Here is a 13,976-nt window from a genome sequence, read left to right as displayed (position 1 = left end):
TACGGAGGCCGCCCGCCGATGAACGACCCGTCGACCGCCGGGCAGCACGCCACCGACCCCCTGATCGCCCTGCGCCCCTGGGCCGCCCCCGAGGTGACCTCCTGGGGGCGGCTGCCCATGTCCGCCGTCGACCGGCGCTCCCGGGCCCGGTCGCTCGACGGCCGCTGGCGGTTCCAGCTTCTGCCGTCGCCCGGCGACGAGCCCGGCCCCGTCTGGTCCTGGGCCGAACTTCCGGGTTCGTGGGCGCTGCACGCCGCCGAGGACCCTCCGCGGTACACCAACGTCCGTATGCCGTGGCCGGAGTTCCCGCCGCACTCCCCCGACGCCAACCCGACGGGCGTGTACGAACGGCAGGTCGAGCCACCCGCCGACTGGGCCGGCCGCCGGATCGTCCTCCAGGTCGGCGCGGCGGAGAGCGTGCTGCTCGTTCATGTGGACGGGCGGCCCGTCGGCATGTCCAAGGACTCCCATCTGGCGGCCGAGTTCGACGTGACGGACCTCGTGCGCCCCGGAGCCCCGTCGACGGTACGGCTCACGGTCGTGAAGTGGTCCGACGCCTCGCACATCGAGGACCAGGACCAGTGGTGGCTCGGCGGCGTCACCCGCTCGGTGCTGCTGTACGCCACCGACCCGCTGCATCTCGCGGACGTGACCGTGCGGGCCCGGCGCGACGGCGCGCTACGGGTGGACTGCCGGGTGCGGACCACCGAGGGCACGGGCGCGCTGCCCGCCGGGTGGTACGTCAGCGGCGAGCTGGAGGGTGTGCCGCTCGCCCAGGACACCGGGTTCGACCGGGCCAACGCCGAGGACGAGCGGGTCTCCGACTTCCTCGGCGAGACCCGGATGGAGACGATCGTCCCCGAGGTACGGCCCTGGAGCGCCGAGACGCCCGAGCTGTACGACCTGACCGTCCGCCTGCACCGGGCCGACGGCACGGTGGCGGACACCTCGCACCACCGGATCGGCTTCCGCGACGTCGAGGTGCGCGGCCGGGACCTGCTGGTCAACGGGGAGCGCGTCTACATCCGGGGCGTGAACCGCCACGACTTCCATCCGCTGACGGGCCGGACGGTGTCGTACGACGACCTGCGCGCCGACCTGGTCACGCTGAAGCGCTTCGGTTTCAACGCGATCCGCACCTCCCACTATCCGAGCGACCCGGCGCTGTACGACCTCGCCGACGAGCTCGGCTTCTACGTGGTGGACGAGGCGGACATCGAGTCGCACGACCACGCCCACGAGATCGCCGACGACCCGCGCTATCTGAACGCGTTCGTGGACCGGGTCTCCCGGATGGTCCTGCGGGACAAGAATCACCCCTCGGTGATCATCTGGTCGCTGGGCAACGAGTCCGACTACGGCGCGAACCACGACGCCGCGGCGGGCTGGCTGCGGCGGCACGATCCGACGCGGCCGGTGCAGTACGAGGGCGCCGCGAAGCTGGACTGGGGGGCCACGGACGACGCATCCGACATCGCCTGTCCGATGTACGCACCGATCGAGGACTGTGTGGCGCACGCCCTCTCCGGCGAGCAGACTCGGCCGCTGATCCAGTGCGAGTACTCGCACGCCATGGGCAACAGCAACGGCACGCTCGCCGACACGTGGGCGGCCATCGAGGCGACCCCGGGTCTTCAGGGCGGGTTCATCTGGGAGTTCTGGGACCACGGCATCCTCCAGCGTGTGAACGACGGAAGACCGGCCGGGCGTGGGGGCGCCGGGCTGTATGACAACGGTGTCGCCGCCCCCGGACTGCGCTGGGCGTACGGCGGTGACTTCGGCGAGACGATCCACGACGGCGCGTTCATCGCCGACGGGGTGGTCTTCCCCGACCGCACGCCCAAGCCCGTGATGTACGAGCACCGCGAGATCGCCGCCCCGGTACGGCTGTCCGTCGAGGGCGAGGGCGCCTGGCGGGTGTTGCGGGTCCACAACACGCAGCACTTCCGGGACCTTTCGTGGCTCGCGGCCGAGTGGGAGTTCGCCGCGGCCGACGGCGGCACCTGGACGGTCCCGGCCCGGCTGCCCGATGTGCCGCCCGGCGGCTGCGCCGTCATCGACCGGCCCGAAGTGCGGCACGGGGCCGGTGAGATCTGGCTGACGCTGCGGGTGACGACGGCCGCCGACGAGCCGTGGGCGCCGCGCGGCACGGAGGTGTGCTTCCCGCAGGTGCGGTGGTACGAGGCGGACGAGGGCGAGCCGGTGGTCGGCGCCGACGACACCCAGGGCCATGTGCCCCCGCCGCGGACGGACGACGAGGGGTTGCTGCTGCATCCGCTGCTCGCCGCCCCGCCGGTGCTGAGCCTGTGGCGGGCTCCCACCGACAACGACGTCCTCGGCGGCATGGCCGAGCGCTGGCGGGCCTGGGGCCTCGACAGCCCGGCGCGCGAGACGGTGTCCGTGGAGCGCGAGGGCCCCGTGGTGCGGGTGCGGTCGCGCCTGCTGACGGGTGCCGGGGCCGTCGAGCACGAGCAGACGTTCACGGCGCTGGTCGACGGCCGGATCCTGGTCGAGGAGATCGCCGTGCTGCCCGAGGAGCTGACGGACGTCGCCCGCGTCGGCACGGTGTTCGAGACCACCGAAGGGTTCGACCGCCTCGCCTGGTACGGGCAGGGCCCCTGGGAGAGCTACCCGGACCGTGCGGTCGGGGCTCCCGTCGGGCACCACTCGGCCGCCGTAGACGACCTGTTCACGCCGTATCTGCGCCCGCAGGAGAGCGGAGGACGGCACGGCGTACGGCACTTCACGCTGTCGGGGGCCGGGCACGAGCTGTCGGTACGGCTCGACGGGCCCCGGCAGGTCTCGGTCAACCGGTACCGCGCGGAGGATCTCGCGGCCGTCGCGCACCATGACGAGCTGGTGCCCCGGCCGGGCTGTGTGGTGCACATCGACGCCGCGCACCGGGGCCTCGGCACGGCGTCGTGCGGGCCCGACACCTCCCCCTCGTATCTCGTCCCGCCGGGTGTCCACCGCTGGTCGTGGACGCTGCGCGCGCTCTGAACCCCACCCCCCACACCCCTCCCTTTCCCCCTCCCCCTTTTCTCTCGGACCTTCCACGGACTTCCCACGGAGCACAGGTGTGTACTTCGCATGAGCACGACCAGGGCGAGGCGGCCCCGCAGGCCGGCGCCGGCAGACGGAACTTCCTGCGGACGACCGCGCTGATGGGTGCGGTGGCGGCGGTCGTCCCGGCGACCGGGACCGCGTCGGCCGCCGCCGAGTCGCCCGCGTCGACGGCGCGTTGGCGGCCCGATCCCGACAGCCGCCGGTTCACGCTGGCGGTGATGCCGGACACCCAGTACCTCTTCGACGGGCCGAGCATCGACAAGGCGCCCGTGGAGGCGTCCCTGCGGTATCTGCTGGAGCACGGGCGGGAGGAGAACATCGTCTTCCTCTCCCATCTGGGCGACCTCACGCAGAACGGCGCGAAGCAGGAGTGCGCGGCGATCGGCGAGGCGTTCCGGCTGCTCGACCGGAAGGGCGTCGGCTACAGCGTCCTCGCGGGCAACCACGACGTCCGCTCGTCCACCGACGACCAGCGGGGCCCCACCCCCTACCTGGACGTGTTCGGCCCCGACCGGTTCAAGGGCCGGCGGACGTTCGGCGGCGCCTCCCCGGACGGCTACAACTCCTTCCACCTCTTCGAGGCCGGCGGCCGGCAGTGGATGGTGCTCGCCCTGGACTGGCGGCTGTCGGCGAAGGGCCACGCGTGGGCCGAGCAGGTCCTGGCGAAGCACCCGAGGACACCGGTCGTGCTCACCACGCACGAGCTGGTCGACGAGGACGACTCCCTCTCCCCGTACGGGCAGCAGCTGTGGGACCGGCTGATCACGGACCACGACCAGATCTTCCTCACCCTCAACGGGCACTACTGGCCGGCCGCCCGCGCGGTCCGGAAGAACGCTGCGGGCAACGACGTCCATCTGCACCTCACGAACTACCAGAACCGGTACTTCGGCGGCGCCGCGATGATCCGCCTCTACCGCTTCGACCTCGACCGGAACACCATCGACGTGGAGACGGTCTCCCCGTGGATCCTCGGCCGGGCGGCGAAGGGCCTCAACGAGCTGGAGCGGCAGGAGAGCGAACTCTCCGGCGACGCCGACCGGTTCACCGTCGAGCTCGACTTCGAGAAGCGGTTCGCGGGCTTCGCCCAGGTGCCCGCGCGCCCCGCACGGCCCGCGTCGAGGATGCTGGTGCGGGGCACCCTCGCCTACTGGCGGTTCGACGGCCAGGAGGACGGGGCGAGGGTCGACGGAATCGTGCGCGACCGCTCCGGACACGGCAACGACCTCGCGCTGGTCACCGTCGGCGGCGGCACTCTCACCTACTCCGCCGACCACCACCCGGACCAGCCGGGCCACGGCAGCCTGGAGTTCCACGGCGGGAAGCCGCCGCTGAAGGGTGCCTACCTGCGGACGGTCGACGGGGCGCCCCTCAACTCGGCCACGTTCGAGGACGGGTACACCATCGAGGCGTTCTACCGGCTGCCCGCCGACTGGGACCCGGCGCACCACGCGTGGGCCGGCATCCTCGGCCGGACCGGCACGGGCGGCGCCGCGGGCAAGACCCAGGACGACCCGGACGAGCCGCTCGCCACGCTGTCGCTGTCCAACGACCGCGAACCGCAGTGGGCGGTGCGCCCGCTCAACCAGCAGGGCATCGCGACCAACTGGGGCCAGGAGACCCCGCTGGAGACGTGGTGGCACCTCGCGGTCGTCAACGACGGCCGGCACACCACGCTGTATGTGCAGGGGTGCCCGGTCGTCCGGAACCCCGGGGCCGCGGCCGTCGGCCTCACCTCCGTCGGGCTGCCCTGGCTCCTCGGCGGCTACGAGTACGCGGGGAAGATCGACCAGATCCTGTACGGACGCCTCGGTGACGTCCGCGTCGTCGGACGGGCGCTGCCCGTCACCTCGTTCATGAACCACTGACCACCCCCGGAAGGGTTCGCACGACCATGTCCGAGCAGCAACTGCCCGTCTGGGCCGATCCGTCCGTCTCCCCAGCCGATCTCGACGCTCAGGGTCTGTCGCGCCGTGGCCTCCTGCGCACTTCGGGCCTCTTCGGAGCGGCCTTCGCCCTGAGCTCCCTGGCCACGCCTGCGGCGGCCGACTCCGGGCGCCACGGGTGCGACGACCCCCGCCTCGCCTATCTCGTCGGCGACCACCACGTCCACTCCGTGTACAGCCATGACGCGAAGTACACGTTCTCCCAGCTGGCCGCGGCGGGGGCGAGGTACGGCCTCGACTGGATGGTGTTCACGGAGCACTCCAACTTCGGGCACGCCGACTTCGGGGCCGCGCTGGAGCACCGGGAGATCCTCCGGGCTCGCGCGGAGAACCCCCGCCAGCTGATCTTCCAGGGCCTGGAGTGGTACATCCCGGCCGCCGAGCACTGCACGGTCTTCACGACGCCCGGCCCGAACGAGGTCGACCTCCTCACCCGCTTCGAGAGGGCCTACGACGGCAAGCTGCTCGGCTACACCGACGGTTCCGTGGGCGGCACCGACACCGCCCGCAACGAGGCGCACGCCGTCAAGGCCGTCAAGTGGCTCGCGGAACAGCGGCGTTCGGGGCACGTCGACGACGTCCTGGTCCTCGCCAACCACCCGCTGCGGCTCGGCATCGACTCCCCGCACGAACTGCGCGCCTGGCGGGACGCGGCCCCGGAGATCATGATCGGCATGGAGGGCGCGCCCGGCGCCCAGGGCGCCGCCATCCCCGGCCGGCGGGGCGCGAACTCCATCCGGGGCGAGTACGAGAACAAGCCGTCCGCCCAGTCCTGGCCCGGCTACCCGGCGGAGGCGTACCTCACGTACGGCGGCTTCGACTGGTCGACCGCGACCGTCGGCGGCCTCTGGGACTCCCTGCTGGCGGAGGGCCGGCTGTTCTCGATCACCACCAACTCGGACGCCCACCGGATCGTGTTCGACACCTGGAAGAACGGCGACTGGCCCGCCGGGCAGAACTTCGACACCACCGGCAAGCTGCCCGACCCGGTGAACACCGACACCCCGCAGCCCGGCAGCGACTTCTGGCCCGGCCAGTTCAGCCGCACCCACGTCGGCGTCACCCGCTACGGCTACCGTGCCGTGATGGCAGGCCTGCGGGCGGGCCGCGTCTGGCTCGACCACGGCCATCTGCTGGACGGTCTCGAGGTCCGCGTGCACCGGGACCGCGCCCCCGGCCGGGGCATCACACTCGGTGGCCGGCTCCACGCCCGCAGGGGCGAGAAGCTCACCCTGGCGGTGACCGTGACGACGGCCTCGCGCCCCAACTCGCAGGGGATCCTGCCGGAGTTGGCCCACGTCGACGTCATCCGGGGCACGGTCCGGGGCCCGGTGACCGACCGGGACTCCTGGCGGGCGCCGGACACGAGGGTCGCGCACACCGAGGATGTCAGCGGCCGCAAGGGGACGTACACCCTGCGTGTGCCGATCACGGTCGGCGACGAGCCGTTCTACCTGCGCCTGCGGGGCAGTGACGGCAACCGCAACGGCACGGGTTACCTGGGGGCCTCCGTCGACCCCCACGGCCCGATCCCGCACACGCCGGGAGACGGCGACCCGTGGCAGGACACGTGGTTCTACACGAACCCGGTGTTCGTGGACGTGCGGTGACCCGTCAGGTCCGCTTGAGGGCGCGGAAGGCCGTACGACCGGCGGCGGTCCGGCGGTCCCCCGCGCCCCTCGCTGCGTCAGCCCCTACCGGGAGGGGGACGGACTCGGGCTGAACGCCCGGTCGCAGTGGGGCCAGTCGTGGAAGTCCCGGTCCTCGCTCCACAGCCGCTTGGCCGCGCGGATGTTCCACTCCGGGTCGAGTGCCTGGCGCGGGGTGCCCTTCAGATCCCTCAGCCGGGCGTCGGAGATCTGGAACAGGCCCCAGTTCCGGGTGCCGTTGGTGTTCGGGAGGATGTGCAGCGGGTCGAGGAACGACTGGCAGTCGGCGATGGCGACCGCGCGGTCCGGTGCCTCGGTGAACACCTCGCGGATGCGCTTGCGCACCTTCTCCGGCGTCCAGGTGTCCATGCGTGCCTCGGACGTGTACAGCGCCCGCTTGGTGGTGTCGCCGACCACGCCGTTGGGTGGTTCGATCCCGGCGATCACCTGGAAGGCGGTCACACGGCGCAGGGTCTGCGGGCCGAAGTCGCCGTCCACCCCGATGACCGCGCCCTTGTCTTCGAGGAGGCGCTGCACCTCGCGGACGCAGGTGTCGTGCTGACCCATGGCCACTACTTCCCGGCAGGCCGGGGTGAAGAGGGTGCGGCTGTCCTTCTTGCCCGGTGCGGCGGCGCCCTTGTCCGGGCCACCGTCGCCGTCCCCGGCCGAGCCCAGCGAGGGCAGGGTCCAGGCCATCCCGCCGAGGAACAGCACCACCAAGCCGACGGCCATGGCGAGGCGTCTGCGCCGCCGACCGGACTGCACGGCCCCGGTCCCGGCCCCGGATGCGTCCACCGTCCCGTGCGGCGCCTCGGACATCCCGGTGCCGGTCCCCGGCCGGCCGGTCTCGGGCTCCCGCTCGGGCTCCGGCCGGGAGGCCTCAGAGGCCGGCTGGGCGGCTCGCGAGGCCGGACGCGCGGCCTTCGGTTCCGGCCGGGGGGCGAGCGGTTCGGACCCGGCGGCCTTCGGGGCCGGCCCGGCGGTCCCCGGTTCCGGCTGGGCGGCCTCCGGCCGGGCGGGAGCGGGGGCCGGTTCCGCCGGTGCCGTGGGCTCCGGTTCCCGGGCGGCGTCCGCCAGGGCCCACAGGCGGTGCAGTGTCCGCAGTTCCTCCGGAGTGGCCCCCGAGGCCACGGCCAGGCGGTGAACGGTGCCGTAGTCCTGCGGTACCGAACCGCCCAGGCAGTAGCGGTGCACGCTGGACCCGCTGGTTCCGGCCTTCGCGGCGAGGGCCGCGTAGCTGAGTCCCGAGCGCTCCTTGAGCGAGCGCAGACAGGCGGCGAACCGCTCGGACTCCGTGCACTCGGACACGGGCGTCCCCCCTTTTTCCCCTTGCTGCCGCGCGTGACGGCGGCGCCGCTCGTGGGTCGGACGGCGGCGCGATGTGTTCATGGATGAGAGGCGCCCCCCTGGATCCCCCGATCCCCGCGCCCGAGCACACTGTGCCAGAAACAGGCCGCCGGAACCCAGCAAACTCCAGCCACTTCCGGGCGGACGACCGGCATCCGTTTCCGTTCCCGTCCCACCGCCGTCCCAGCGGCCGGAGAACACCGCAGGCCGATCGCGGGACGGCCGTCCCAGGGTCCCATCTGCGCGGAAACCCTTGTCCAGCCGCGTCGGCGATTGCCAGGCTCGGGTCGTCGAGGAACGAACCACCCTCCGCCGCAAGGAGATGTCAGTGGCTGAATTCACACCGTAGGGCGGAGCACCCATGGGGGAGTGCTCCGCCCTGCGGCGTTCGGAGGGCGCCCCGGACCGGGGCGCCCTCAGGCGTAGAACCGGGACAGGCTCTGCAGCACGGCCGCCGGCTTGGGGGCGCCCTCGATCTCGATCGTGCCGTCGACGGTGATCTGCACGCCTCCCGGGACGTCCTCCACCGAGCTCAGCGTGCCGACCAGGCGGATCTTGGAGCCGACCTTCACCGGGGAGGGGAAACGCACCTTGTTGAGGCCGTAGTTGACCTTCGTCGTCACTCCCTGGACATCCAGCAGCTCGGTGAACAGCGGGATGAACAGCGACAGGGTCAGGTAGCCATGGGCGATCGGGGCGCCGAAGGGACCCTCGGCCGCCTTCTCCGGGTCGACGTGGATCCACTGGTGGTCCCCGGTCGCGTCGGCGAAGGTGTTGATGCGCTCCTGGGTGACCTCGATCCACTCACTGGCGCCGAGGTCGCTGCCTGCGAGCTTCTTCAGCTCGTCGATGCCGTTCACGGTGATGCTCATGTTCCCTGCTTTCCAAACGATGTGATGGGGAGTCAGCTGTTGCCGTAGCGCTTGCGCACCCGGGCCTTCAGCAACTTGCCGGAGGCCGTGCGGGGCAACTCGTCGGCGATCACGACCGACTTGGGGATCTTGTACTTGGCGAGCCGCCCGGCCAGCGAGGCCAGCACCTCGTCGGGGTCCAGGGCGGAGCCCTCCCGCGGGACGACCACCGCGCGCGGCACCTCGCCCCACTTGTCGTCGGGTACGCCGATGACCGCGCACTCCACGATGTCGGGGTGGGCGAGGAGTTGGTCCTCGATCTCGGCGGGGTAGATGTTCTCGCCCCCGGAGATGATCATGTCCTTGATGCGGTCGACGATGAAGACGTACCCGTCCTCGTCGACGCGCGCGGCGTCCCCGCTGCGGAACCAGCCGTCGGCGAACACCGCGGCCGTCTCCTCCGGCAGGCCCCAGTACCCGGGCATGACGTGCGGGCCCCGGACGACGACCTCGCCGGGCTCGTCCACGTCGACCGGTGTCATGTCCGGCCGTACCACCCGCACATCGCTGAAGAAGTGCGGGACGCCCGCGGAACCGGCCTTGCTCACGGCGTGCTCCGCGTCGAGGAAGAGGGTGCCGGGGGCGGCCTCCGTCATGCCGTAGCCCTGGAGGAAGGTGAGCCCCCGCTCCTGGAACTTCGCGATGAGCGGGGTCGGCACCGGGGAGCCGCCGCAGGACAGCATCCTGAGCGACGACAGGTCGGCGTCGGCCCAGCGCGGGTGCCGGGCAATCTGGTCGAACATGGTGGGCACGCCGAACATGAACGTGATCCGGTGCCGTTCGATCAGGTCGAAGGTGGCGTCCGGCACGAACGACTCGACCAGCACGCACGCGCCGCCCTTGAGCAGCACGGGCAGGGTGAGCATGTTCAGCCCGGCGGTGTGGAACAGCGGGGCGGAGACCAGAGCGCGTTCGTCGGTGATGACGTCCTGGTCGACCAGGACGTTGACGGCGTTCCAGATGATGTTGCCGTGCGTGAGCATCGCACCCTTGGGGCGGCCGGTCGTCCCCGAGGTGTACATGATGATGCAGGTGTCGTCGGCGAAGACCGGCTGGTCGATCGGCTCGGCCTCCGCCCCGGCCAGCAGCGCCTCGTACTCGGCGCCGGTCTCGACGTACGTACGGACGTCGGTGCCGCCCGGCAGTCCCGCGACGATCCCGGTGAACCCGGGCGCGTACACGAGGGCCTTGGCGCCGGAGTCCGAGAGCTGGTAGGCGATCTCGGGCCCGGCGAGGCGGGTGTTGAGCGGGACGAACACCGCGCCGAGGGTGCCGGCGGCGAACAGCGTCTCCAGGTACGAGGGGTGGTTGGGCCCCAGGTAGGCGACGCGGTCGCCGCGGCGGATGCCGGAGGCGCGCAGGGCGTGGGCGAGGCGCGTGGTGCGCTCGTGCAGCTCCGCGTAGGTGATGCTGGTGTCGCCGTGGATCAGCGCCGTGCGCTGCGGGGTCTTGCGGGCCCGCCGGGCGGGCCACGATCCCAGTCCCTCATTGCGCATGTCTGTGCCCCTGTCCGTCGTTGCACATGGGGGTGTCCCTCACGGTGTGGTCATGGCTTCGTCAGTCCGAGCAGCCGGGCGGCGTTCTCCTTGAGGATCTTCGGCTTGACCTCGTCCTTGATCGTCAGCTTCTCGAAGTCGGCGAGCCAGCGGTCGGGGGTGAGGACGGGGTAGTCGGAGCCGAAGAGGACCTTGTCCTTGAGCAGGGTGTTCGCGTACTGCACCAGCTGCGGCGGGAAGTACTTCGGGGACCACCCGGACAGGTCGATGTGCACGCCCGGCTTGTGCGTGGCCACCGCCAGCGCCTCGTCCTGCCAGGGGAAGGACGGATGGGCCAGGATGATCTTCAGATGGGGGAAGTCGGCGGCGACGTCGTCCACGTGCAGCGGGTTGGAGTACTTCAGCCGGATGCCGCCACCGCCGGGTACGCCCGCGCCGATGCCCGTCTGCCCGGTGTGGAAGAGGGCGATGGTGCCGGTCTCCTCGATGACCTCGTACAGGTCGTACGCCACCGAGCGGTCGTTGGGGAAGAAGCCCTGGATGCTGGGGTGGAACTTGAAGCCCTTGATCCCGTACTCCTCGACCAGCCGGCGCGCCTGCTTCACTCCGGCCCTGCCTCGGAAGGGGTCGATGGAGGCGAAGGGGATCAGCACGTCCGCGTTGGCGGCTGCCGCCTCGGCGACCTCCTCGTTGGGGACGGGCTCGGTGCCGGTCGCGGACTCGGCGTCCACCGTGAAGATCACGGCGGCCATCTTCCGCTCGCGGTAGTAGGCGGCTGTCTCCTCCAGGGTCGGCTTGCGCTTGCCCTCGACCTTGAAGTAGGCGGAGGAGGCGTCGTGGAGGTCGTCGTCCAGCGACGACGTGCCCTTCTTCGACGACACCTCGGCGTGGGTGTGGACGTCGATCGCGACCAGCTCGTCCACGTTCATGACGGGACCTGCGGTGCTCATCACGCCTCCGGGATCTTCGGGGCCGGGATGCCCACGGTCTGGGGTTCGGCGCCCAGCGAGGTCGGCCAGACGTCGGCGAGCGCCTCGGGGGTCCAGCCGCCGTTCGCGTACGCCGTCTTGATCTCCTGCGGATGCGACCAGAGTGCCACCTTGTCACCGCCGATGCCGATGGCCTGGCCGGTGACACCGCGGGCGGCCTCCGAGGCGAGGAACGGGATCAGGGCGGCGCAGTCCTCGGGGGTGCCGAAGCCCTCGCCCTTGCGCAGGAAGTCCGGGAACGGCTTGCCCTCGCGCAGGGCCTCGACGTACGGGGCGAAGACCGGGATGGTCTCGGTCATCGCGGTGGCGGCGACCGGGATGATCGCGTTGACGGTGATGTTCGCGCGGCCCAGCTCCATCGCCCAGGTGCGGGCGAAGGCGGCGATGCCGGCCTTGGCCGCGGCGTAGTTCGTCTGGCCGAAGTTGCCGCGCTGGCCGGCCGGGGACCCGACGAGGATCAGGGAGCCGCCCTCGCCCTGCTCGCGCATGCGGATCGCGGCGGCGCGAGCGCAGGTGAAGGTGCCCTTGAGATGGGTGGTGATCACCGCGTCGAAGTCGTCGTCGGACATCTTCCACAGCACCTTGTCGCGGAGGATGCCCGCGTTGGTGACGAGGATGTCGAGCCGCCCGAACTCCTCCACGGCGCGGCCCACCAGCCGGTCGGCGGCCTCGCTGGTGCCGACGGGGACGACCTCGGCCACGGCCGTGCCGCCCGCCTCGGTGATGGACTTCACGGCCGCTTCGGCCACGGCCTCGTCAATGTCGTTGACGACCACGGAAGCGCCGGCGGCGGCGAGAGCCTGGGCGTAGGCCAGTCCGAGGCCACGGCCGCTGCCGGTGACGACGGCGACCTTGCCGGTGAGATCGATGCTGGGCACGAGTGGGGTCCCTTCGGAATGACAGCGCGGATGACTGCGCGGCTTCGAAATCGAAGTTAAGAGCAATAGTTGTTGACGTCAATAGTTGTTGAGCCGAGGTCTTTGGGGCATCCTGTGGAGCAGCACACAAGCGCCGCCCCGCAGGGGGCCTCGACCAGGGAGCCCGCCATCGCCGGCCAGCAGACTCAGAACTCCGCCCCGATCGACGCGCGCGAGCCGTGGATGCGCGGGCTGCACGCGGACACGGGGTATCTGCTGTACCGCCTGGGGCTGCGTTCGGGGCAGCTGTTCAACGCGTCTCTGCAGGAGTCGGGGCTCCGGCTGCGCCACTACGCGCTGCTGCGTTTCCTGACCACCACGCCGGGCGCGCTCCAGCGGGAGCTGAGCGCCACCCTCGGGTACGACCCGAGCGCGATCGTCGGTCTGGTGGACGACCTGGAGAAGCTGGGCTTCGCGGAGCGGCGCCCCTCCCCCGACGACCGCCGCAGCCGGATCGTCGTGCTGACCGAGGACGGCCGTTCCTTCCTCCGGGACACCGACGAGGCCGGCCGGCGCGTCACCGACGAGCTGCTGAAGCCGCTGGACGCCGCCGAGCGGGACGCGCTCCACGTCCTGCTCCAGAAGGTCGCCGAGGCGGGGCTGGGGTGACGCGATGCCGATGACCGCCGGCGCGCTGCCGGAGCCGGGGGCCGCGCGCTCCGCCCCCGACCGGCTGCTCTCCGTGCTGGCCGCCTTCGACCACGACCATCCGGCTCTGACGCTGACCGACATCAGCCGCCGGGCCGGGCTCACGCTCACCACGGCGCACCGGCTGGTGGGCGCGCTCACCGAGTGGGGCGCCCTGGAACGTGACCCGGACGGGATGTACCACGTGGGGCTCCGGCTGTGGGAGATCGCGACCCTCGCCCCGCGTGGACTCGCCCTGCGCCAGATCGCCCTGCCGTACCTGGAGGACCTGTACGAGGCGACGCACGAGAACGTGCAACTGGCGGTGCGCGACGGCGACGAGGTCGTCTACATCGAGTGGCTCTCCGGCCGCTCGGCCGTCGGCGTCCACATCCGGGTCGGCGGCCGCTGGCCGCTGCACGCGACGGGCGTGGGGCTGGCACTGCTGGCGCACGGCGACCATGCGTCCCAGGAGACCTACTGCGACGGGGAGTTGGCCTCCTTCACGCCGTACACCATCAGCGACGGCGCCCGGTTGCGGCGGGTGCTGGCCGAAGTCCGGCGTGCCGGCGTCGCGGTGAGCAGCCGTCAGGTCACCGAGGACGCGCTGTCGGTGGCGGCCCCGGTACGCGGGCCGGGTGGGGCGGTGGTCGCCGCCGTGTCGGTGGTCGTGCCCCAGGCCGGCGCCCAGGTGCCGGTACTGGCCCCCGCGGTGCGGGTCGCGGCACGGGGCATCTCACGAGCGCTGGGCTGGCAGCCGGACGAGCCGCGGGGCCGGGGGTCCCTGATACCGGGCCGATCCGCCGCGCCGTCTCCCCGACCGGCGTCTGCATCAGCCCCGCCGTCCTGACCGGCGCCCGCGTCCCGTCCCGCCTGCCCGCCGGCGCCGTCGCCCGCGCCCCTCTCGCCTTCCCGCCCGGCGCCCCCGCCCCGTACGCCGACGGCGGGCCGGCGTGGGTCGCGGCACCCCGGGCCGGGTGCCTGCCCCGGTCCGGGGCAGGTACCCGGACACCGGACCGGACACCCGG

General features: G+C 72.0%; 10 protein-coding genes. 5 read left to right on the top strand and 5 right to left on the bottom strand.

Going from position 1 to position 13,976, the window contains the following annotated elements; genetic code table 11:
- Positions 1–18 precede the first annotated feature (18 nt).
- The 3 genes from ACZ43N_RS04345 (at position 19) to ACZ43N_RS04335 (ending at position 6,622) form a co-directional block, all read left to right on the top strand.
- Positions 19–3,000 carry a glycoside hydrolase family 2 TIM barrel-domain containing protein gene (locus tag ACZ43N_RS04345; RefSeq protein WP_468094850.1) on the top strand — a complete coding sequence of 994 codons (2,982 nt, stop codon included), beginning with the start codon at positions 19–21 and terminating at the stop codon, positions 2,998–3,000.
- 77 nt (positions 3,001–3,077) lie between these two features.
- Positions 3,078–4,934 carry a LamG-like jellyroll fold domain-containing protein gene (locus tag ACZ43N_RS04340; RefSeq protein WP_468094849.1) on the top strand — a complete coding sequence of 619 codons (1,857 nt, stop codon included), beginning with the start codon at positions 3,078–3,080 and terminating at the stop codon, positions 4,932–4,934.
- 26 nt (positions 4,935–4,960) lie between these two features.
- The gene (locus tag ACZ43N_RS04335; protein WP_468094848.1) at positions 4,961–6,622 is read left to right on the top strand and encodes a PHP domain-containing protein; all 1,662 of its coding nucleotides are present in this window, start codon (positions 4,961–4,963) and stop codon (positions 6,620–6,622) included.
- 84 nt (positions 6,623–6,706) lie between these two features.
- On the opposite strand, the gene ACZ43N_RS04330 is transcribed toward ACZ43N_RS04335, so the two are convergent.
- The 5 genes from ACZ43N_RS04330 to ACZ43N_RS04310 all read right to left on the bottom strand — a co-directional run bounded on the left by ACZ43N_RS04330 (position 6,707) and on the right by ACZ43N_RS04310 (position 12,282).
- Positions 6,707–7,969, bottom strand: a complete 1,263-nt coding sequence (locus ACZ43N_RS04330) for a helix-turn-helix domain-containing protein (RefSeq protein WP_468094846.1) — start codon at positions 7,967–7,969, stop codon at positions 6,707–6,709.
- A 455-nt stretch (positions 7,970–8,424) separates the two neighbouring features.
- On the bottom strand, positions 8,425–8,880 hold the full coding sequence (locus ACZ43N_RS04325; protein ID WP_468094845.1) for a MaoC family dehydratase: 456 nt from the start codon (positions 8,878–8,880) through the stop codon (positions 8,425–8,427).
- 32 nt (positions 8,881–8,912) lie between these two features.
- On the bottom strand, positions 8,913–10,415 hold the full coding sequence (menE, locus tag ACZ43N_RS04320; RefSeq protein WP_468094844.1) for an o-succinylbenzoate--CoA ligase: 1,503 nt from the start codon (positions 10,413–10,415) through the stop codon (positions 8,913–8,915).
- Between the two features lie 50 nt (positions 10,416–10,465).
- Positions 10,466–11,344 (bottom strand): amidohydrolase family protein, encoded by an 879-nt coding sequence (locus ACZ43N_RS04315; RefSeq protein ID WP_468095499.1) that lies wholly within the window; start codon positions 11,342–11,344, stop codon positions 10,466–10,468.
- Between the two features lie 20 nt (positions 11,345–11,364).
- Positions 11,365–12,282 (bottom strand): SDR family NAD(P)-dependent oxidoreductase, encoded by a 918-nt coding sequence (locus ACZ43N_RS04310; RefSeq protein WP_468094843.1) that lies wholly within the window; start codon positions 12,280–12,282, stop codon positions 11,365–11,367.
- Between the two features lie 222 nt (positions 12,283–12,504).
- Here ACZ43N_RS04310 and ACZ43N_RS04305 point away from each other — a divergent pair, with 222 nt between their 5' ends.
- A complete protein-coding gene (locus ACZ43N_RS04305; protein WP_468095498.1) occupies positions 12,505–12,930 on the top strand; it encodes a MarR family winged helix-turn-helix transcriptional regulator in 426 nt (141 codons plus the stop codon).
- A gap of 4 nt (positions 12,931–12,934) precedes the next feature.
- Positions 12,935–13,798 carry an IclR family transcriptional regulator gene (locus tag ACZ43N_RS04300; protein ID WP_468094842.1) on the top strand — a complete coding sequence of 288 codons (864 nt, stop codon included), beginning with the start codon at positions 12,935–12,937 and terminating at the stop codon, positions 13,796–13,798.
- Positions 13,799–13,976: the final 178 nt, after the last annotated feature.

The sequence above is a fragment of the Streptomyces sp. NPDC030814 genome (assembly GCF_055572155.1).
Note: the sequence above shows the minus strand (reverse complement) of the source record. Positions and strands in the feature narration are given on the sequence as shown.

Excerpts from the sequence above, each read along its gene's own strand:
- menE (WP_468094844.1), bottom strand. The coding sequence starts at position 10,415 with ATGCGCAATGAGGGACTGGGATCGTGGCCCGCCCGGCGGGCCCGCAAG.
- ACZ43N_RS04305 (WP_468095498.1), top strand. The coding sequence starts at position 12,505 with ATGCGCGGGCTGCACGCGGACACGGGGTATCTGCTGTACCGCCTGGGG.
- ACZ43N_RS04315 (WP_468095499.1), bottom strand. The coding sequence starts at position 11,344 with ATGAACGTGGACGAGCTGGTCGCGATCGACGTCCACACCCACGCCGAG.
- ACZ43N_RS04325 (WP_468094845.1), bottom strand. The coding sequence starts at position 8,880 with ATGAGCATCACCGTGAACGGCATCGACGAGCTGAAGAAGCTCGCAGGC.
- ACZ43N_RS04300 (WP_468094842.1), top strand. The coding sequence starts at position 12,935 with ATGCCGATGACCGCCGGCGCGCTGCCGGAGCCGGGGGCCGCGCGCTCC.
- ACZ43N_RS04335 (WP_468094848.1), top strand. The coding sequence starts at position 4,961 with ATGTCCGAGCAGCAACTGCCCGTCTGGGCCGATCCGTCCGTCTCCCCA.
- ACZ43N_RS04345 (WP_468094850.1), top strand. The coding sequence starts at position 19 with ATGAACGACCCGTCGACCGCCGGGCAGCACGCCACCGACCCCCTGATC.